This is a genomic window from Pedobacter sp. B4419, from assembly GCF_059693725.1.
The window spans coordinates 1,189,389-1,209,390 of the sequence record NZ_JCASSL010000001.1; the positions used below are offsets into that span (position 1 = coordinate 1,189,389).

Genomic DNA, 20,002 nt, shown 5'->3' on the forward strand with positions numbered 1-20,002 from the left:
GTATGTAAATGACAAAGGCACAAGAAACCCGTACGATGATTTTGAACAAGTCATTCGAGCTGATCTACAAAAAAGGTTATCAGTCTACCAGTATCGACGAAATCATCGCCACTACACAAGTAACCAAGGGGGCTTTTTTCTATCATTTCAAGAATAAGGAGGAGATGGGAATAAGTTTGATCAAGGATGTTTTGTACCCTGGAATGCATAATACGTTGATTGGCCCATTGGAAAAAGGTTCAGATCCTGTTCAAGACCTTTATCAAATGATGGAAATGCTCCTTATGGATGAGCAATTTTTTAATGTAGCCTACGGATGTCCTGCCATCAATTTGATAGAGGAAATGTCGCCACTTAACGATACTTTCAAAAAGGCACTTTCAACCTTGGTGCTCCAATGGCAACAGGCTATTGTACTTTCGATAGAGAAGGGCAAATCGGCCGGTAAAATCAGCACCTCAGTTGTTGCCCAAGAGGTGGCCATTGTGATCCAGGCTGGATATGCAGGGGTAAGGAATATGGGGAAAGTACTTGGCCGAAGCAGTTATAAAACGTATCTAAAAGGACTTAAAAGCTATTTGTTGACACTCTGATTTTTTTTGACCAATAACATACTAATTAGTATGTTTTATATTTTAAACCATGCATCAAATTCTACTAACCCTACATTCAATTAACCGATGGCTTGTGTTGTTCTTCCTAGTCTATGCAATCTATCGCTCTGCAAGAGGTTACCTGCAATCCAAGGCCTTTACGCCACATGATAACCTGATCAGACATCTCACAGCTACCATTTCGCATATCCAGTTGCTATTGGGCCTCAGCTTATACATGATCAGTCCGGTAGTGAAATTCAAAGCTGCTTTTACCGATCCTCACTTGCTGGTGGATGAACAGCTGTTTTTCAGGTATATCCATATTTCGCTCATGGCCATCTCCGTAGTACTCCTTACCATCGGTTCCGCAAGGGCAAAACGCGTGGTTGCCGATAAACAAAAATTCGCTACGATGCTGCTTTGGTTTTCAATTGCACTTTTTGTGATTTTGATTGCTATTCCATGGCCTTTTTCGCCCTTGTCCAGTCGTCCATTTTTAAGAACATTTTAACCCATTCAATTTTATGTTAGCTCTTTTCAAAACGCCAATCGGAAGGTTGCGCATCATCGGTTTTCTCGAAGGAATTTCACTCTTGGTGCTCGTATTTATTGCGGTTCCGCTCAAATATTTTTTTAAAGATCCCAATTTGGTGAAGCTGATGGGCCCGATCCATGGCCTCCTTTTCTGCCTTTTTGTTTTCATCACGCTAAGCGTAGCCATTTCTTATCGTTGGGGGTTTTCAAAGATTACTTGGAAAGTACTGCTGGCTTGTATCATTCCCTTTGGTACTTTTTATATCGATAAGCGGATTCTTCTTCCAATAGCTATGCAGTTTAAAGGCCAAAATGAACCATTGGATTAACGGTTGGGCATGAAATTAAAAAAATACATGCTTATTCTTTCGGTTCTTGTCACGCCTGTGGTGTATGTACTTTCTTGCAACAACCGGAATAACGCCGATATTAAAAATCAGGTTATTTTTCAAAAGCGTCTTTCTTCCTATCAACTTTTTCAGAGGAAGCTCAATGCACTAGAGCCGGCAAAAGGAATAGCGCTTTATGAACTTTCTTCCACATTGTTTACAGATTACGCTGCAAAGCAACGGTTACTAAAATTGCCAAAGGGCAAAAAGCTTGTCCTAAATGGAAATGGCCTGCCTGTTTTTCCAGAAGGTACATTATTGGCGAAGACCTTTTTTTACCCTGATGCCAAAACCAAAGGACGAAGAATTATCGAGACCAGGCTGTTGCTTTTGAGTAACAATAAATGGAATGTGGCCACTTACAAATGGAATATCGAACAGAAAGAAGCTTTTTTGATTACCGAAGGTGCTACTGTTCCGGTTGAATTTACGAATACAGAAGACAAGCCAGAACAGCTGGCCTACCATATCCCCAGCAACACCGAGTGCGGGAGCTGTCACCGTTCTGGCGATGAGCTCATTCCGATAGGTCCAAAAGCAATAAACCTGAACAAAACGGTAGAAAGAAATGGGGAAAAGTTAAACCAATTGGTTTACCTGATGGATATTGGATTGGTAAAACCGACTGACATACATACGCTTGGACAACTGCCTAATGATCAGGATAAACGTTTTTCTCTTGAACAGCGGGCAAGAGCCTATATGGATATCAACTGCGCACATTGTCACCGTGCCGAAGGAATGGCAAGTCATACCACCATTAATTTGGAGTACCAGACCAAGCTGGAGCACACAGGCATTAATTTCAACAAAACAAATATTTTGGCAAGGATGAGCGAAATGGGCCAATACCATATGCCCAAGCTAGGTACAACCGTAATTGATAGGGAAGGCTTGGAGTTGGTCAAAAAATACATTGAAAACCTGCGTTAGTTTATAATATCGATGAAAGTGTCAGGTAACAGTCGGGTAAGAGTCGTGGTATAAGTGATTGATTGTATGGATATTTGGGTAACAAAAAATTACCTAATATGAAAAACTTGAAGCGTATTCTTCTTTATCAAACCATTTTTCTGGTGTGGTTTCTTCTTTTTGCATCTGCTGCTGTAGCGCAAGTAATCACCATCCAAAAGTTGGATGGCAGCAAAATACCTGTTAACGAAATTGACAACAAGATAAAAAAGCTGATGGATGTTGCCAATGTCCAAGGCTTAAACCTGGCTGTCCTGAATAACAACAAAGCTGTATTCGTGAAGTCGTATGGTTTTAAAAACAAACCTCAAAACACCTTGTTAGATACTTCGACAATTGTGTATGGGGCCTCTTTCAGCAAAGCTGTTTTTGGTTACCTGATGATGAAATTGGTGGAAGAAAAAGTAATCGATTTAGACAAGCCACTTTGCCAGTACCTCAAAAAGCCAATCCCTGATTACGAGTATTTTGCAGACCTGAAGAACGATGACCGTTGGAAATTGATGACGGCGAGAATGTGCCTAAGCCACACCACCGGACTGCCCAATGTAAGATGGTTTAATCCTACGGAGCAGGCGCCAGTATTTGATTCGCTTGGAGTAATCAAGATCTATTTTACCCCGGGAAGCAAATATGCCTATTCGGGTGAGGGGTTTAAGCTTTTACAGCTGGTGGTAGAAGAAATCACCAATAAAAATATAGAGGAATTGGCGCAGGAAAAAATATTCAAGCCCTTGGGGATGACAAGAACGGGTTTTACTTGGCACGATTCCTTTGGCGACGGCAATGTGGCTGTTGGCCACCTCAACAATGGCGAGATAGACCTCAAGGCAAAGCGTACGAAGCCTGTTGCTGGAGGCTCATTGGTGACCACCATTGCAGATTATACCAAGTTTATTGAAAATGTGATGCAGCTCAAGGGGTTGAGTAAAAAAAGGTACGAGGAGATGCTCTCGCCACAAATTGCCATTCATTCTAAAACCCAATTTCCGCCCATTACTACCGAAACCACAACCGAAAACGACGCTATCCACTTATCGTATGGACTTGGCTGGGGCTTACTGGATTGCCCATATGGAAAAGCATTTTTTAAAGAGGGGAACGGAGGTTCGTGGAGAAATTACAATATCAATTTTGCCGACAAAGGCACCTCAATCATTATCATGACAAATAGTGAAAACGGCGAAAAAATATTTCGGGAACTCTTAGAAACCTTGCTAGGCGATACCTGCATCCCCTGGAAGTGGCAAGGCTATGTTTCTTATAAGAACTAGTGCTAAACCATCCGCAGGATCAAGAAATCCTGTAGCAATTGTTGTTCCTGACGAGCCTGCAAAAGCAGATCTTCTTCACTTGGTTGCATAAATGCTATTGCCTTTGGATCCGGAAAATCTGGATAGTCCTCAATGGTTGGAAATTCTAGGTAAATAGACATATTGACAGCGATTTTTGACGTCATGGGCGGATTCGAACCGCCGTATAAGGTTTTGCAGACCTGCACCTCGCCACTCGGCCACATGACTATGTTTGTTTTTTATGAAGCCAGGGCATCGGATCGAAAATCCCTGGCTCGTTTTAGGTTAGTTAAGAGTTTTCCGTTATTTGGCTTTAGCCGATGTATTGAGCAATTGGGCAAGTTTTGCAGTCAAGGCAATTCCTCTTAGTCCTTTGGCCACAATTTTGCCATTCGGATCAATCAAAAAGTTGGCAGGGATAGACCTTACGCCATAGGCTTTGGCCACTTCGTTATCCCAGTATTTGAGGTCAGAAACCTGTGTCCAGTCGAGTTTATCATCAGCAATGGCTTTCACCCAGGCACCATATGCATCAGGCTTGTCGAGAGATACACCCAGCACGGTAAAGCCCTTGTCTTTAAACTGCTGGAAGGCGGCTACTACATTAGGATTTTCTTTTCTGCAAGGGCCACACCACGAAGCCCAAAAGTCAATCAGTACATATTTGCCCTTAAAGCTGTCGAGGCTTACCGGTTTGCCATTCACATCATTTTGGGTAAAGGCAATAGCTGGAAGTCCGATTCTGGTTTTTTGTCCGGCAATAAAAATACCTTTGGCCGTTTGGCCTGCTTTGGTATTCTTGATTTTTGGAGAAAGGGAATTAAACGTTTGCTCTGCATCATCTAAGTACTGTTCTTTGGCCGCCAATGGGGTTAGGGCACCAATGCTCAAATAAGAATCGGGATGACTTTTGGCAAAGGCCAACTGAATTGGATATAATTTTTCTGAAGCCTGAGCATAGCGCTCATAGAAAGCGTCCAAAACCTTCTCGTCTTTCTTTTGTTCATCGGTAAAAGTGCTGTATTCGGCGGCCACCTTGGCAATTTCTTGCTGTACCTCTTTACCCAATGCTTTTAGCGTAGCATCATCTGCATTTACTGGAGAACCAGAAATCTTGGTGTATTTCAGCGAATCGGCCACAGCCAAATTAATTGTAGCAGGTTCAATATAAAACTGCAATACATCTCTTTTAGCACCTTTGCTTGCAGACTTGGTATAAATAGTGGCCTTTAAAGGCTCAACAATATTTCCCGTAAAAGAAAACGAACCTGCAGTTGCCTTCACCGAATCTGTGATTGCTTTGCGATCCTGGGTGTAGGAGAGGTATACGGTTTCGCCCGATTTTAGGCCAGTGCCATTAATTTTAAAAGGCTGCTGTGCAAGAGCGGTAAATGGAAGCAACGAAAGTAAAAGTAGTTTTTTCATGTCAATAAGGGATTTGGATAAACAACATCACAAATGTATAAATAAATTATATATAATCTATAGATTTAATAGATTTAATTTTAGAACTGTCAATTTGTAATGAAAATGTCATAGAATTGGATTGTTGTTTAGAATTATTCTAAATAGTATAGATTTGCCCCAATCGATTTGATGCAAGGAGGTCATCATTTCACCTAGGAAAAGCCAAAAGATTGCTGTAAATAAATGTGCAAAACAAGAATACTCAGTTGCAAAGACTGTACAATAGTTAGCCAGTGTGTTGACTGCAAGGAGATCAATTTATGGCATAACAACCTGTTGTTGAACTTTAGTGTAGCTGATTTTATGGATTTTCAGCAAGTCATCAACAGCCATTCTTTTGAGGATTGCTGTATTACTTTTCCCGATGGTGAGGATAGAATCATTATCCGGACGCCCGATACGGCCATCTGTTTTACTTTTTACGAGGAAGAATTAGCGCTGTTTAAGGAAGCCATTGAAGAGGCTTTGCACATGGCCAGCGTCTATGCTTTATTAAAGTAGAGGTTTGGTCTAATAAAAATACATCAATACAGTTCACAACATTAAACAGGTTTATTATATGTGCTTAACTCGAGAATTAAGTAAAAAGGGACAAACAATTATCATGGGATGCATAGAATGCAATGCATTTTATGTTTTTCACAATAACCTGATGTTGAGCTTTAAACACGAAGAGTTCGAAGTTTTTAAGGCAGAGGTAGAAGATCTTTCCTTTAATGAGGGCTGTGTTCCATTTCCCGACGGAAGCCAGAAAATCATACTTCATACGCCAAATAGCGATATCAGCTTTTCTTTTGCCGAAGAGGAACTCGAATGGTTTAAGACAGCAATTACCGAATCCATTTTTATGCAGGAAGTGTATGCCCTAACCAATGGCTCCAGTAGGGATTAGCTTAGCTTCTCCTGTTGATGTCCAGTCAACAGTTAATAAAATCCTGTCAGCAATATTTTATCATTTCTTGTAGCGTTTTGCTGCTGCCCATCGTAAGAGTGAATAGTAATCCTCCATTAACTCAAAAATGAAAAGACTATTCATACTCGCCTTTATTTGCCTATTTCTGTTTTCTTGCAAAAAAGATAATGAGGTGCCCAGGATGGAAACCATAACTTATGGCAGCAAATGGAATTTGCGTATCGGCAGCTCCTTTGCTGAGGTTTATGCCAATCTTCAACAATTGGGCGCCGAAAAAAGCTTTTCTGATATAGCTATAGTGGGTCAGCAGACCATTGCTAAGCCTGAAGAGTTAGGCAATCGTTTAGTTTATTATCGTGCCATCAGCATCGAAACTACAGTGGGGGTGCTCGAACGTACGGTTATTGAATTGGGCAAGGATAAGGTAATGTCGGTTCAGGTTGGAGGTGCATTGCCTAACGCAACTGCCCAATGGCCACAAGATGTGCCCAATGAAATAGCCATTCATGACAACGACCCAATAAATACAATATATAACAAGCTAGTGGCTATTTATAAATATCCGCAATACAAAGACCGGAAAATTGCCCTTTCTGATAAGCCATTGGATAAAGCCTTTGATCCTAACATGGTCAATTATAATGAATGGGGTTTCTCATTCTTTACCGATACGAAGTCTCCTTCCAAATCGGGACGCTCCACAGTAAGGCTCTACTTCAAAAACGGCAAGCTGGATAGAATCAGGCATACCTACGAAGAATTTGATCGCTATTACTAGTCCGGCACCCCTTTGAGGCGTAGGCATTGTAAATAACAGGGATTCTGATACCTTTATATTTAAATCGGCATGACAGACCTTTCAAATATAAAGAGCGCGCTGTTAAAGATCCATTCTTTTACAGCAGATGAATTAAACCAGTTTACAGCTCGGCTTACTTTTAAAGAGTTGGACAAAAAGAGCCTCTTGTTAAAGCCTGGCCAAATTTCTGACGGGATCGCATTTGTGATGACCGGTAGCTTAAGGATGTATGCCAAATCGGAAGATAAGGAATTAACGCTGAGTTTTTTTACCGAAAATAGTTGGGTTGCAGATTCCGAAAGCCTCCTGAAACAACAGCCTGCAACAAACTTTATCGAAGCCATTGAAGACACCCGGATGGCAAGGATTTCTCTCAGAAATATGCATTGGCTGATGGAGAACCATCCCCGTTTCCGAATGCTGCATACATTGTTGGCCGATTTGACCATCTCGACCGCACACCTGCTTGCCATAAAGACCAAAAACCCTGATGAGCGCTACGAAGAGCTTTTGACAAAACATCCTGACTGGCTCTTGCGTTTTCCACAAAATCAACTGGCCTCTTATTTAGGAATGACACCCGAAACATTGAGTAGGGTAAGGGCAAGGCTCACATGATTTCTTGATTGCAATCAATTTTTAATCCGCATTATTTGTCTGAATTTAGACGCGAAATTAGAAGATCAAAAAATGAAAAAGCTTATCGACGATAAAGACTACAAAGGAATTGAAGCGGAACTTTCTGCCCAGCCAAATTTAGCCAACGAAGGAATTCCATACGATGAGGTGAATACCACCAAAGCTCATCCTTTGCACAGGATATGCGATGGCGTGTTTATAGGGAAATTTACAGAAGAAGAAGCGGTTGAAATGGCCAAGCTGTTTTTGGCACATGGTGCAAATGTTGATGGCAACGAGCTGATCGAAAAACAAGATACGCCCCTTATTGCGGCGGCAAGTTTACATGCAGATCAGCTTGCACTGCTGTATATAGATCATGGAGCAAATATTCATCATGCGGGATGTAGCGGCGGTACGGCTCTGCATTGGGCGGCCTGGTGTGGCAGGCCAAAAGTTGTCGAAAGATTAATTCAGGAAGGTGCAGCCATCAACAAGATTTGTGCAGATTTTGAGTCTACACCACTTTTTTGGGCGATACATGGCTTGAAGAATGGAGGAACCGAAAATGTAGACGATACCTTGGAATGTGTGAGGCTCCTCCTTGAAGCTGGTGCAGATCAAACTATTCCGAACCGCAACGGATACACGGTTTTTGATCTGCTATATGAAAGTGATGTAGCAATAAGGGCGCTGTTGATGGAATTTAGGCGCATGAAGTAATCTTTTCCTCAAAATTGTTTCTTAACTTAAGGTGATGAAACAAGGAAACTTCAATGCAATTTTGTGGATGTGCTTTTTGGCTATCGGTTTGCAGTCTACCGCCTGTTGGGCTCAACATAGTCCAGAGAAAAAGTATAACCAGGATCCATTAAAAATGGATACCGTTTCTAAGCTATACCGCACAACCTATGCGCCAAAAGTGCCTCAGGGGGCACCAAACGTTGTGCTGATTATGCTTGATGATGTGGGTTTTAGCACAGCAGCTACATTTGGCGGCTTGGCCGAAACTCCAGTGTTTGATCAATTGGCCAAAAATGGTCTTAAATACACCAACTTTCACACTACTGGTCTTTGTGCGCCTTCACGTGCGGCCTTGTTAACTGGGCGTAACCATCATAACGTGCATATGGGGCATTTTACCGAAACAGCTTTTGATGCCCCGGGCTATGATGCCTATATGCCTTTTGAAAAAGCAACCTTGGCCGAAATCTTGCGTGAAAACGGCTACAATACTTTCGCGGTAGGCAAGTGGCATTTAACACCCGTGCTTGAGCGTGCGGCTGCCGGTCCTTTTAACCGCTGGCCAACCGGCCGAGGATTTGATCGCTTCTATGGCTTTCATGAATCGGCTACCGATCAATATTATCCCGTTTTGTGGGAAGGCATAACTAGTGCGCCTATAGATACCGCTTTGGGCAAGCACTTGAATACTTATTTGGCCGATAAGTCGATCGCCTATATCAAAAACCAAAAACAGGCTGCCCCAAACAAACCATTTTTTCTATACCTCACGCCGGGTGCCTTGCATTCGCCTATGCAGGTTGACAAACAATGGATAGACCGCTATAAAGGCAAATTTGATATAGGTTGGGATAAATATCGGGAAGTGGTTTTGGCCAAGCAACAAGCAATGGGATTGGTGCCTGCAACTACTAAATTACCGCCTCGGCATGAACGCATCATGGCTTGGGAAACGCTTTCTGTGGCCGAAAAGAAGGTAGCGGCAAGGGCGATGGAAGCCCATGCGGGCTTTTTGTCGCAAACCGATCATGAAATTGGCCGTATCATCGAATTTATTGGCAGTATTGGTCAACTCGATAATACAATTGTATTGGTTATTATTGGCGATAATGGTGCTACGAAATACACGGAAGACATCCCCGGCGAACCTGAAGGGATGGAAAAAGCTAGTAGGGAAGAGCGTGCAAAGGCAGCTTTAAACAATATCGATAAAATTGGGCGTAAAGATTTTAAAGGCGATATCCCTTTGGGTTGGACTCAAGCTAGCAATACACCATTCAGGCTTTGGAAGGCCGATGCCAATGCAGAAGGCGGAACACATAATCCCATGATCTTTTTCGCGCCTAAATATGTGCAACATTCAGGCATTCGCAAACAGTATGTACACCTGATCGATATTTGGCCTACCATAGTGGAACTCAGCAAAGCTGTAGTGCCGAAAAGCATTAACGGTTATGCTCAATCGCCTATTGATGGGATCAGTTTTGCCTATAGCCTGAATAATGCGGATGCGAAAGACCGCCATACCGTGCAGTATTATGAAACAGGGGCTTCAAGAGCCGTGTATAAAGATGGCTGGAAAGCTACGGCATTGCACAGTTTGGGTACACCAGTTCAGAACGATGTTTGGGAACTGTACAATATGAATACAGATTTTAACGAGCAAGAAAACCTGGCTAAGAAATACCCGGCAAAATTAGCAGAACTGAAGGTACTGTTTGAGCAAACGGCACTCCGAAACAATGTATATCCTTTGCACGAAACCTGGTTTCCGAAAGATATTAAATTAAGGATTAGCGATAGTAGATATACGGATCAGGCTCCTAAGAAGTGATTTAAAAGACGAAAGCCTCTTTGCATTGCAAAAGAGGCTTTTGTTTGTCGGGGTGGCAGGATTGCCTTCACTGCGCTCGGTGATCCTTGATGGGGATGGATTCAAGCTCAAGCCTATTTTCTCCCTGTGGTCGAAAATACTTATTTGGCCCTTCAAGCGAAGCTTGGAATTGGCTTAAAACAAATAAGCCCCTTCTGCTTTCGCAAAAGAGGCTTTCGTTTGTCGGGGTGGCAGGATTCGAACCTACGACCTCCACATCCCAAATGTGGCGCGATACCGGGCTACGCTACACCCCGATCGGTATCTTTATACCCTTTCTTGTAAAGGGATTGCAAACATAAGAAAACAGTACAATAAATTAAAATAGAATAACCTTATTTTTTTGTGGTGGCAAATATGTGTGCTGAACAACAAGTAGTTAATTTTTATAAAAGGCAATTTAATTATTTTTTCTCTTAAGAAATGTAGCCATTGTCCAAAAAATTAGCGCGGGCAGATTTTAGTTGTTAAACATATTTTGGCAGAATCCATCCCCTAAGTTGTCGTTGTTGCACCATACCGAAACCTGAAATGGCTTGCATCTTTGTATGGTTAACCAAATTCAAACTCAAATTAAATAACAATATGAAAAATTTATTCAAAACAAATAAGTTTATTAAATTAATACTACTCATTGCAATTATTATGTCTACAGTAGCTCAGTCAAACGGACAACAACTTAAGCCTTCTAACAGTGGCTACGTACCTGTGAAAGACACTAAAGTTTATTACGAGGTATATGGTGAGGGTAGGCCTCTCATTTTGCTGCACGGTGCTTTTATGACAATTGAAATGAACTGGGGGCAATTGATCCCTGAACTGTCAAAAACAAGAAAGGTAATTGCCATTGAATTGCAGGGGCATGGACATACGCCGTTTTCGGACAGGAAATTAGCGCATGCTACTTTAGCAAGCGATGTAGAAGGGGTAATGGACTACCTGAAAATTGACAGCGCAGATGTAGTGGGGTATAGTTTTGGTGGTGCTGTGGCTTACCAGTTTGCCATACAGAGTCCTAAACGAATAAAAAAACTAGTTATCATTTCTTCTACTTATAAAAGTACTGGCTGGATGCCCGAAATAAACAATGCATTTAAAGGGATGAAGCCTGAATTGTTTGCGAATAGCCCAATGCAAGCAGGGTACGAAGCAGTGGCGCCTGACAAAACCAAATGGACAAAGTTCCTTGAACAAATGATTGCTTTCGCTGGTACGCCATTTGACTTCGGCTACTCGAATATTTCAAAAATTGCTGCGCCAGTATTAATTATATCGGGTGATAATGATGGCCTCGATAAAATTGAATTAATCAAAACCTATCAGCTATTGGGGGGTGCTGTATGTGCTGATTTCGGGGCAATGCCAAAATCTCAACTAGCTATCGTCCCATCGCAGGGACATGTAAGCTTGATGATGCAGACCAAAACAATATTAGGTTACCTAGATGGTTTTTTAAAGTAAGCTGCTGTAGCAGACAGCAATCGCTATGCGTTTAAAGTAGTCGATATTAAGGATTGGAAGCTTCCACTAATGATTTTGAAATAGCCATGGCTTTGATGATATTTTTCAGGCGTGCGTGGTGATAAGTGCCTTCTTCATATTTAACTATCGCCTTTTCGCATTTGATGATAATCGAAGCAATAGGTTTTAAGGCGGCTGTCAACGCCAGTTTGGTATAGGAGCCTAAAACATTTTCATTCTCTAGCAGCGATTTAGAAATATACATGGCGTTGATCCTGTTTTTAAGGAGGGTATGTTGAGCGGTGTTTATTGCAAATTTCGGCAGCATACCCTCGCATTTGCTGATGGTTTGATCCACAACCAGTAAGGCAACTTCCAATTCTTCTTTTGTATATTTCGGCATTAATAGATGCTTGTCTTGTATCGTTACGAAGATAGGCTGTCTTGTGTGAATATCAAAAATAGCCGGTCTCCATTTGCTTTAGATTTAATTGCCGGGTACTTGAGGCTTTCGATTAGTCCTTGCAAATCTTATATTTGGATAACATTGGTTTTTGGCTCCATCCTTGCTTAGCCTCATTAATGAAATGAATCACCTCAAATCTTAACATCATGAGCTACGACGTACAACTTTACCGCAAAGAAACCATGGACAAAGAAAAACAATCGGAGAACGAGGATTTCTTTGATGATGAATCTAACCTGGAACCTTTTACAGCCGAACAAAAGCAAGAACTGCACGAGCGCCTATTGTCATATAACTACGTGGTTGTTCGAACAGAATCTGACAACACTCAATATCGCTTTGAAGACAATGATTCCGTTAGTGCGATGCTTACCGATAGAGGGCTATATTGGCAAACTGCTTGGAACCAAGATGCTATTTTTGAAATAGGGATGACGGCTTCAGAATTTACCGATACTGGCGAGTTTGTAAAATACGATCCGCAAAATGGAGGCTGGGAAGAGATAGATTAACTAATTCCCATTTCTTGTGCCTTATAAAATGATCGATACACTTATGGATTTTTACACATTATATCGTACCTATTCCTATTTTTGATTCTATACCAACAAGAATCAATTCCTATGAATAAACTCAAAAACCTCTATTGCACTTTGCTCTTGATGCTGGTGCTGATCTCTGTAAAAGCGCAGACACTTCAATGGTATGATCCGGCAACTGCTCAAGGCGTAGGTGGTAGGGGCTGGCAAAGCAACATGGCCAATCCTTATGATCGCTTGCCCCAAAAAGCCGAGCAAATGGTTCGCCCTGCCGTATGGAAATTGGCACAAAACAGTGCCGGTCTTTATCTCGATTTTAAAACGAGTGCAAGCACCATTGTAGTGCGGTATAAGGTAAAAGGCAACCAAGCCATGCCTCATATGCCAGCTACAGGTGTTAGCGGGGTAGATTTGTATGCCCAAGACGAAAAAGGCCAATGGCAATGGTCGAGTGCCAAATACAAATTTGGCGATACCATAGAATATCGTTATACGAACCTAACTGGTGTACAAGAAAAGACCTTTAGACTTTATCTGCCTTTGTACAATAGCGTAAGCTGGATGCAGATTGGAGCCAATGCACGATCAGCTTTTACTTTTTTGCCACCCGATATGCAAAAGCCTATTGTAGCTTACGGAACTTCGATTATGCAAGGCGCTTGCGCAAGCAGACCAGGCCTCGCCTGGACCAATTTGTTAAACCGACAATTGAATAGACCGGTTATCAATTTGGGATTCTCTGGGAATGGCGAATTGGAAGAACCACTCATTAGCTTGCTGAATGAAATAGATGCACAGTTGTTTATACTCGATTGTATGCCTAATTTGGTGCTCGGTGCCCGGTTTAGCAGGGAAGAGGTGCAAAAGCGGATCAGAACATCAGTAAGTACATTGCAGGCCAAGCACCCCAAAACGCCCATACTATTGGCCGAACATTGCTGCGGTTTGCCTGGTACCAACCTGGATACGGCAATGGTGAATAAATATGCGATCATTAGCGAGGTAGTGGCTAGCACATTTAAGCAATTGCAAAAAGAAGGCGTGAAGAACATCTACCTGCTCACTGCTAAAGAAATCGGCTTTAATTACGAAAACACAGTCGACGGGACACACCCCAATGATTTGGGCATGAAAAAATATGCCGATGCCTACGAAGCCATCATCCGCAGGATATTTTAGTTCACAGTTTAACCGCTAAAGATAAAAGAATTGAAGCTAACGGCAGGCGGTTTACAGTTGGCAATTTGCAGTTTCTAATAAACAAATCAACCAATGAGCTAATGAGCCAATGTTTTTCTTTCTCTTGCGCCCATGATCAACAGCCACAGACAAGTGCCTATTTCGCCAATGCTAGCTGGCATGGAAACGTAGCGTTTTATGCCTAAACTATCGTAGTTGGAAAAAATAGTGCTGCCAAAAACATTAATCAAATAACCAAAGCAGCCCAGCATGAGCAGCATGCCGAAAAACTTTGGCAAGAGTTGAGAGCGGTAAACCAAATAGCCAAATGGGAATAGCCAAAGTCCCCAGAAAAGCTGTGCCATCTGAAGGCCGTTGTTATAGCTGTCGAGCGAGAACATTACGCGTTCTTGCAACTGTTGTAGGCTGAGGCCTTTAAGATAGTCGGCGCCACTGGTTAAAGTAAGCACGTCTAATTTATGTTGTAGGTTAAGCAGGGAGATAGGAACACTGACGATGGCCAGAATAACCATCAGCTTCGCGTATTTTTCATTTACCGATCTTAATAATTGGTATAAAACCAATGGTAAGGCCAAAAAAGCCAAGTAACAGATCATGCTACTGGCAATACCCAGCCTAAATAATTGCGTAGAATTGGAGATGCTTTGCAATGTTTTTGCCGAATCATTCCAAAAAATCAATTGAGCAGGCACATAGCCAAGGCTGAAAGTACCGGTAATGACTACAACCAAGTATAGGAATCCGGCTATTCGAGCAGTTTTTTTAATGGAGTTCATCATTCAGGATTTAAGTAGATGGATGAAGAGAGGAACTGCTTTGTTTAGGCCAGGCCCAGGCATGCTTAATCACCAGTAAGGTCAATATCACTTCTACTACGGCCAAATAGCCATAAAAAAGCATCCATTTGTTTACGGCAGTAGCCAAGATCAAGAGCATGATCAGGGTGAATAAGGAGCCTATAATTAGATTGAGTATGCGGTTTGCCTTTGGTTTTAAGGTTACAGAAAGAAAAATCATCAAGCTTGGAATGGTCATTAAAACAGCAAAGGCCAATAAAGAGTAGGGAGTAGTTGTACCCACACCAGAATGGCCTTCCATTAAATTCTTGATACGTCCGGGAACAAACAGCGAGAAAAAATCGCCATACACATAACAGAACATCACTGCAGTCCATAAGGCAGCGAGCTTGATTTTAACGTTTATCTTAAAGTTTTCAAGCTGGTTAGTTGAAGGTTGATTTGATGACATATTTGTTTGGTTTAGAGGTTGATATGCTTAATTGGGTTGCATACTCGATAGACGGTAATTAGATACAATAGGCAGCATCAAGTTACAGTTAAATGCAGGGGTGGTGCCATTTTGATGGAGACAGGGCAATGGATGTTGATTTATCTTTTTTTTATAAATGACTAATTATCAATTATTTAATGTAGATACTTCAACAAGATTGAGACGAAGATATTGTTAAAACTTAATTGTTTTTGTTGTAGGCTTTATTCAAGGTAGTAACAGCGGGAGCATTTGTTTCTTTGTCAAGCCTTTTTAAGAGTTCGAGCAGTTCGGCTGTTTTTTGAGGATTTTGCTTTGCGAGATTGTTTTTTTCGCCTATATCGTCTTTCAGGTTATACAATTGAACCGAGTTGTCTTCAAAGTAATGGTGCAATTTCCAATCTCCTTTTCTAACCGCTTCTCCGGGCCTTGTACGAAAAATAGGGTCGTTGGTTTCTTTGTTTCCGCCTTCCAAGTAAATAGGGAAATACCAATACAGCGGACGATCAATCAATTTTTGAGTGGTTTTTTGTGTCAACAGGTAATTTTTTAGGTTCATCCCATCTAGCTTTACGCTAGGTTTGCCCTGCGCGATTTCTATTAACGTAGGGTACATGTCTAAATTAGTGATTGGCAAATCAGACTGCTTCCCTGCAGCTATTTTTCCTTTCCAAACGAACAGCATGGGCACCCTGATCCCGCCTTCAAAATAGCTTCCTTTCCCGGCCCTTAATGGTTGTTGATAGGTAATGGGGTTTAGGCCGCCGTTGTCAGAAGTGAAAATGATGAGCGTATGATCAAGTACGCCTTTTTGTTTCAAGGCATGGAGCAATCTGCCGATATTTCGATCCTCATTATTGATCATGGTTGCATAGGCTTGGTTGGATTGACTTTGCCATGGCGCCTTGTTTTGAAATTTGTACATCAGGCTATCCACTTTTTGAATGGGAGTGTGTACGGCATAGCTGGCATAATACAGGAAAAAAGGTTGATCTGTTTGGCTCTCATTCACAAATTCAATGGCCTTGTCCATAATCAGATCGGTTAGGTATTTGTTGTTTGGACCATCTAATTTTACATTGCCATAGGGCGGATAATAGCTATTCGGACTGCCAGCATGCGAACCACCTATGTTTACCTCAAAACCATAAGGAATGGGATCTTCACTTAAATGCCATTTGCCTGCAATACAGGTACGGTAACCATTTTCTTTGAGGGCTTGTGCAAGCGTTTTAAAACGAGGTGCCAATGTTTCGTTATTTGTAATGGGCACCAATTTACGGTCGCTGCTTTTCCCTCTTGCCGATGTGCCTACGGTATAAACTCCATGCCTAGGCATCCATTGTCCCGATAAAAGAGAGGCCCTGCTTGGGGCACAGTTAGAGGCTGAGGCATAGGCATTGGTAAAAAACATTCCTTGCTTGGCCAGGCTATCAATTACAGGAGTTTCATAAAACCGCGAGCCCATAAAACCTACATCGCGCCAACCCATGTCATCTATGTTGATATAGAGGATATTAGGTCTTTTTTGTTGTGCAAAAACAGTACTGCACAATAAGCTCAACGCAATTGGCATAAATAATCTTGATTTCATAGGTCGATATTAGAATAGTCAAAATTATGATTTTAACATCGCCATCAAAATAAATGAGTTCGCCTGATTTTTAAGATACTTCAAAATCTCTACAGAATTAACTGCGATCTTGTGCGTTATTAGAAGATGAATTTTAACCAGCTCCTATTCTTGGTCAGTAGTTTTGTAGCTCAAACCCTAAAGGAAAAGCTAAGCGCAAAACTCTATTTTCATAATTTAACCCATACCCAAAATGTGGTTAATGCCGCCATGGAAATTGGTACTCATGTTGGATTGGAGGCAAAGGAATTAGAAACGGTACTGTTGGCGGCATGGTTTCATGATACCGGTTATACAGAAAACTATCAAAATCACGAATTGCACAGCGCAGAGATCGCAGTTGGCTTTTTAAGCAAACAAGGCATAGCTAACGAACAATTGGAAGCCATTACTGCCTGTATCCTGGCCACTCGTTTTCCGCAACAGCCATCCAATTTGATGGAAATGGTAATCTGTGATGCCGATTTTTATCACTTTTCGATGAAAGACTACCTTGGCTATGCCCAAGCCCTCAAGCAAGAATGGGAAGAAGTGATCGGCTTAAAACACCTGCCGGCACAATGGAACTCGATTAATTTAAAAATGCTCCAAAATCACCAATATTTCACCAGCTTTGGCCAGCAACAGCTGCAAACACAAAAAGAAAGAAACATCGAGTTGCTGCAACAATTGATAGGATTATAATATTGTCTTTTAATTTGATTAATTTGAGCTATGAAACTACTGGTTTATGTTCAAAATCATGGTAGCTTCACCAACACTAAACCGAGCCTTGGCGAGCTCTTGAATACCGTAAAAAATATTTAAACAGATGAAAATTTTGGTAATAGAAGATGAAAAGGCATTGCGAGATAGCATGCTCAGCTATTTTACCGAAGAAGGCAATATCTGTGAGTGGGCCGCTAATTACCAAATGGCTTCCGAAAAAATAGCCCTTTACAGCTATGATTGCATCCTGCTAGATCTCGGCTTGCCCGATGGCGAAGGCATGGAGATTTTGGGCAAGCTCAAAAGGCTGAAAAAGAAAGACGGCGTACTCATTATTTCGGCAAGGCATTCCCTCGATTCGAAACTGGCAGGATTGGATCTCGGTGCCGATGATTATTTGGTGAAGCCTTTTCACCTGTCGGAGCTCAAAGCAAGGGTGAGCGCCATTGTAAGACGCAAAAACTTTGATGGCGATAACCTCATTACCTATCATGAAATCAGTGTAGATGTTACGGCAATGACGGTAAAGGTAGCAGACAAATTGGTAACGCTCACCAAGAAAGAATTCGAGTTGTTAGTCTATTTCTTGGCAAACAAGGGCAAGGTGGTAACCAAAAATGCCATGGCCGAACATTTATGGGGCGATGAAATGGATATTGCCGATGATTTTGATTTTATTTATACCCATGTTAAAAACCTGCGCAAAAAGCTATTGGAAAATGGTTCTCCCGATTACCTGCGCTCCATTTACGGAATTGGCTATAAATTTGGCGTTTCATGAAATTAGCGGCTAGGTACAATCGTGTTAACCTGTTTACTTCGTTGGTGGTACTCATCATAACCGGAGTAATCTACTATACGGTAATCCATTTTATCCTAACAGAAAAGCTAGACAGGGATTTGGCGGTAGAAGAAGATGAAATCAGGCAGTATGTAGCCACCTACCATAAGCTGCCTTTAGCCACCAGTTACCTCGACCAACAGATCCGCTTCAAAGAAATAGATCCTGTGCTTCAATTGGTACGGAGTTTTCAGTATACCAGTTATTATAACGCCAACGAGCATGAAAACGAACCAGGCAGGAGTTTGATTACTTGGGTAAAGCTTGCCAACAAAACCTACGAAATCATCATCATCAAATCGAGGGTAGAATCTGAAGACCTGGTAAGGATCATCGTGCTGATTACGCTCGGCGTGATTGTTTTGTTGCTGAGTGTGATGGTATTGGTTAATCGTTTAATGCTCAATAGGTTGTGGAAGCCATTTTATAAGATCTTGCAACAGATGAAAACTTATGATTTGGCCAAAATGGATCATATTAACCGTCAAGATACTACAATAGACGAATTTAGGGAACTCAACGAATCGGCCAATGCAATGGCCGCCCGTGTTCGCCGCGATTACAACGAACTGAAGAGCTTTGCAGATAATGCTTCGCATGAGATGATGACTCCGCTGGCCGTGATCAATTCTAAATTGGATTCCCTATTGCAAACGGGCTCTTTTACGGCAGAGCAAGGCGAAATTTTAGAAGACATCTATCATGGCGTTGGTCGCCTGTTCAGGCTCAACCAGTCGCTGTTGTTGCTGGCTAAAATAGAGAATAACCTTATTCCCGACTTGCAGGAATTTGATATGCAGGAATTGATTGAAAGTAAAATCAGGCAGTTTCAAGAATTGCTCGAGAAAGACGAATTGAAATTGGAATACGATCTTGCTTCCTGTACAGTTAAAATGAGCAAATACTTGGCTGATATTTTAATAAACAACCTGTTTAGCAATGCCATAAGACACAATCACCATCAAGGTACGGTAACGGTAACCCTGCACCAAAATGTATTGCAGGTGTGTAATACAGGTAAAGACATTGCACTTGATCCACATCTTTTCGAACGCTTTACCAAAGGAGCTTCTTCCGAAGGCTTGGGACTTGGCTTGGCAATCACCAAACAGCTCTGTACCTTGTATGGCTTCACGATAACGTATGCCTATCAGCAAAACCTACACTGTTTTTCTATCGATTTTCAACCTAAAACCTAACTTCAGTTTTCCTTCATTTTAGCTACAGAATTGCTACATAATTAGGTTCTAGTTTTAATAGAAAATCAAGAAAATGAAAAAAGCAATTGTGTTATCTGTAGTCCTTGGCTTTGCAGTTTTGGCAAGTCATGCACAAAAAGTAAGTGCTGTTAAAATTCCTGCTGCCGTAAAAATGGCATTCGCCAAAAACCACGCCGGCCTGAACAAAGTGAGCTGGGAAATGGAAAAAGTTAATTATGAGGCCGGATTTACCTTAAACGGAAAAGAAACTTCAGAGGTGTACACGGCAACAGGTACATTGCTGGAAACCGAAGTGGAGATTGAGGTTGCCGAACTGCCTGAAGCCGTAAAAGCGAAACTGAAAGGCCAAAAAGTTGCTGAAGCAGCTAAAATTACCAAAGCAGATGGTAGGGTGGTTTATGAGGCTGAAGTTAAAGGAAAAGACTTGCTTTTCGATGCCCAAGGCAATCCAATTAAACCTTAGTC

General features: G+C 41.7%; 24 protein-coding genes and 2 tRNA genes. 18 read left to right on the top strand and 8 right to left on the bottom strand.

The features are described from left to right. Positions 1-8: 8 nt before the first annotated feature. From AC570H_RS04770 to AC570H_RS04790, 5 genes are all read left to right on the top strand, one after another. Positions 9-593 carry a TetR/AcrR family transcriptional regulator gene (locus tag AC570H_RS04770; RefSeq protein ID WP_497352244.1) on the top strand — a complete coding sequence of 195 codons (585 nt, stop codon included), beginning with the start codon at positions 9-11 and terminating at the stop codon, positions 591-593. A 94-nt stretch (positions 594-687) separates the two neighbouring features. Further along, positions 688-1,107 (top strand): hypothetical protein, encoded by a 420-nt coding sequence (locus AC570H_RS04775; RefSeq protein ID WP_497352246.1) that lies wholly within the window; start codon positions 688-690, stop codon positions 1,105-1,107. A gap of 13 nt (positions 1,108-1,120) precedes the next feature. After that, the gene (locus tag AC570H_RS04780) at positions 1,121-1,459 is read left to right on the top strand and encodes a DUF3817 domain-containing protein (protein ID WP_497352248.1); all 339 of its coding nucleotides are present in this window, start codon (positions 1,121-1,123) and stop codon (positions 1,457-1,459) included. A gap of 9 nt (positions 1,460-1,468) precedes the next feature. Then, positions 1,469-2,452: a hypothetical protein gene (locus AC570H_RS04785; protein WP_497352250.1), complete on the top strand. Its 984-nt coding sequence runs from the start codon at positions 1,469-1,471 to the stop codon at positions 2,450-2,452. Between the two features lie 98 nt (positions 2,453-2,550). Continuing rightward, a complete protein-coding gene (locus AC570H_RS04790; protein WP_497352252.1) occupies positions 2,551-3,765 on the top strand; it encodes a serine hydrolase domain-containing protein in 1,215 nt (404 codons plus the stop codon). Between the two features lie 2 nt (positions 3,766-3,767). On the opposite strand, the gene AC570H_RS04795 is transcribed toward AC570H_RS04790, so the two are convergent. The 3 genes from AC570H_RS04795 to AC570H_RS04805 all read right to left on the bottom strand — a co-directional run bounded on the left by AC570H_RS04795 (position 3,768) and on the right by AC570H_RS04805 (position 5,211). Beyond that, positions 3,768-3,926, bottom strand: a complete 159-nt coding sequence (locus AC570H_RS04795) for a hypothetical protein (protein ID WP_497352254.1) — start codon at positions 3,924-3,926, stop codon at positions 3,768-3,770. A gap of 17 nt (positions 3,927-3,943) precedes the next feature. After that, positions 3,944-4,014: transfer RNA gene (locus AC570H_RS04800), tRNA-Cys, on the bottom strand. A gap of 75 nt (positions 4,015-4,089) precedes the next feature. Then, a complete protein-coding gene (locus AC570H_RS04805) occupies positions 4,090-5,211 on the bottom strand; it encodes a redoxin domain-containing protein (protein WP_497352256.1) in 1,122 nt (373 codons plus the stop codon). Positions 5,212-5,436: 225 nt separating this feature from the next. On the opposite strand from AC570H_RS04805, the gene AC570H_RS04810 reads away from it, so the two are divergent. The 6 genes from AC570H_RS04810 (at position 5,437) to AC570H_RS04835 (ending at position 10,161) form a co-directional block, all read left to right on the top strand. Then, positions 5,437-5,754, top strand: a complete 318-nt coding sequence (locus tag AC570H_RS04810; protein ID WP_497352258.1) for a DUF6686 family protein — start codon at positions 5,437-5,439, stop codon at positions 5,752-5,754. Between the two features lie 58 nt (positions 5,755-5,812). Continuing rightward, positions 5,813-6,145, top strand: coding sequence for a DUF6686 family protein (locus AC570H_RS04815; RefSeq protein WP_497352260.1), 333 nt, complete (start codon positions 5,813-5,815; stop codon positions 6,143-6,145). 127 nt (positions 6,146-6,272) lie between these two features. Next, on the top strand, positions 6,273-6,944 hold the full coding sequence (locus AC570H_RS04820) for a hypothetical protein (RefSeq protein ID WP_497352262.1): 672 nt from the start codon (positions 6,273-6,275) through the stop codon (positions 6,942-6,944). A 69-nt stretch (positions 6,945-7,013) separates the two neighbouring features. Further along, entirely contained in the window at positions 7,014-7,583 is a 570-nt protein-coding gene (locus AC570H_RS04825; protein ID WP_497352264.1) for a Crp/Fnr family transcriptional regulator, read from the top strand. A gap of 72 nt (positions 7,584-7,655) precedes the next feature. Then, on the top strand, positions 7,656-8,306 hold the full coding sequence (locus AC570H_RS04830) for an ankyrin repeat domain-containing protein (protein WP_497352266.1): 651 nt from the start codon (positions 7,656-7,658) through the stop codon (positions 8,304-8,306). Positions 8,307-8,340: 34 nt separating this feature from the next. Continuing rightward, the gene (locus AC570H_RS04835; RefSeq protein ID WP_497352268.1) at positions 8,341-10,161 is read left to right on the top strand and encodes an arylsulfatase; all 1,821 of its coding nucleotides are present in this window, start codon (positions 8,341-8,343) and stop codon (positions 10,159-10,161) included. A gap of 222 nt (positions 10,162-10,383) precedes the next feature. On the opposite strand, the gene AC570H_RS04840 is transcribed toward AC570H_RS04835, so the two are convergent. Further along, positions 10,384-10,457, bottom strand: a tRNA-Pro gene (locus tag AC570H_RS04840). 328 nt (positions 10,458-10,785) lie between these two features. On the opposite strand from AC570H_RS04840, the gene AC570H_RS04845 reads away from it, so the two are divergent. Beyond that, a complete protein-coding gene (locus AC570H_RS04845) occupies positions 10,786-11,661 on the top strand; it encodes an alpha/beta fold hydrolase (RefSeq protein ID WP_497352270.1) in 876 nt (291 codons plus the stop codon). 46 nt (positions 11,662-11,707) lie between these two features. Here the strand turns inward: AC570H_RS04845 and AC570H_RS04850 are convergent, their stop codons facing one another. Further along, a complete protein-coding gene (locus tag AC570H_RS04850; protein ID WP_497352272.1) occupies positions 11,708-12,064 on the bottom strand; it encodes a hypothetical protein in 357 nt (118 codons plus the stop codon). A gap of 209 nt (positions 12,065-12,273) precedes the next feature. On the opposite strand from AC570H_RS04850, the gene AC570H_RS04855 reads away from it, so the two are divergent. Beyond that, positions 12,274-12,639 (top strand): hypothetical protein, encoded by a 366-nt coding sequence (locus AC570H_RS04855; protein ID WP_497352274.1) that lies wholly within the window; start codon positions 12,274-12,276, stop codon positions 12,637-12,639. 111 nt (positions 12,640-12,750) lie between these two features. Continuing rightward, positions 12,751-13,845, top strand: a complete 1,095-nt coding sequence (locus AC570H_RS04860; RefSeq protein ID WP_497352276.1) for an SGNH/GDSL hydrolase family protein — start codon at positions 12,751-12,753, stop codon at positions 13,843-13,845. A 98-nt stretch (positions 13,846-13,943) separates the two neighbouring features. Here AC570H_RS04860 and AC570H_RS04865 read toward each other — a convergent pair whose 3' ends face one another. The 3 genes from AC570H_RS04865 to AC570H_RS04875 form a co-directional block, all read right to left on the bottom strand. Then, the gene (locus AC570H_RS04865; protein ID WP_497352278.1) at positions 13,944-14,645 is read right to left on the bottom strand and encodes a DUF4386 domain-containing protein; all 702 of its coding nucleotides are present in this window, start codon (positions 14,643-14,645) and stop codon (positions 13,944-13,946) included. Positions 14,646-14,652: 7 nt separating this feature from the next. Next, entirely contained in the window at positions 14,653-15,114 is a 462-nt protein-coding gene (locus AC570H_RS04870; protein ID WP_497352280.1) for a DUF6326 family protein, read from the bottom strand. Between the two features lie 223 nt (positions 15,115-15,337). After that, on the bottom strand, positions 15,338-16,729 hold the full coding sequence (locus tag AC570H_RS04875; RefSeq protein WP_497352282.1) for a sulfatase: 1,392 nt from the start codon (positions 16,727-16,729) through the stop codon (positions 15,338-15,340). A gap of 126 nt (positions 16,730-16,855) precedes the next feature. Here AC570H_RS04875 and AC570H_RS04880 point away from each other — a divergent pair, with 126 nt between their 5' ends. The 4 genes from AC570H_RS04880 to AC570H_RS04895 all read left to right on the top strand — a co-directional run bounded on the left by AC570H_RS04880 (position 16,856) and on the right by AC570H_RS04895 (position 20,000). Beyond that, on the top strand, positions 16,856-17,452 hold the full coding sequence (locus AC570H_RS04880; RefSeq protein WP_497352284.1) for an HD domain-containing protein: 597 nt from the start codon (positions 16,856-16,858) through the stop codon (positions 17,450-17,452). A gap of 127 nt (positions 17,453-17,579) precedes the next feature. Beyond that, entirely contained in the window at positions 17,580-18,257 is a 678-nt protein-coding gene (locus tag AC570H_RS04885; RefSeq protein WP_497352286.1) for a response regulator transcription factor, read from the top strand. Next, on the top strand, positions 18,254-19,516 hold the full coding sequence (locus tag AC570H_RS04890) for a sensor histidine kinase (protein WP_497352288.1): 1,263 nt from the start codon (positions 18,254-18,256) through the stop codon (positions 19,514-19,516). The genes AC570H_RS04885 and AC570H_RS04890 overlap by 4 nt, the downstream gene beginning before the upstream one ends. Positions 19,517-19,589: 73 nt before the next feature. Next, positions 19,590-20,000 carry a hypothetical protein gene (locus AC570H_RS04895; protein WP_497352290.1) on the top strand — a complete coding sequence of 137 codons (411 nt, stop codon included), beginning with the start codon at positions 19,590-19,592 and terminating at the stop codon, positions 19,998-20,000. Positions 20,001-20,002: the final 2 nt, after the last annotated feature.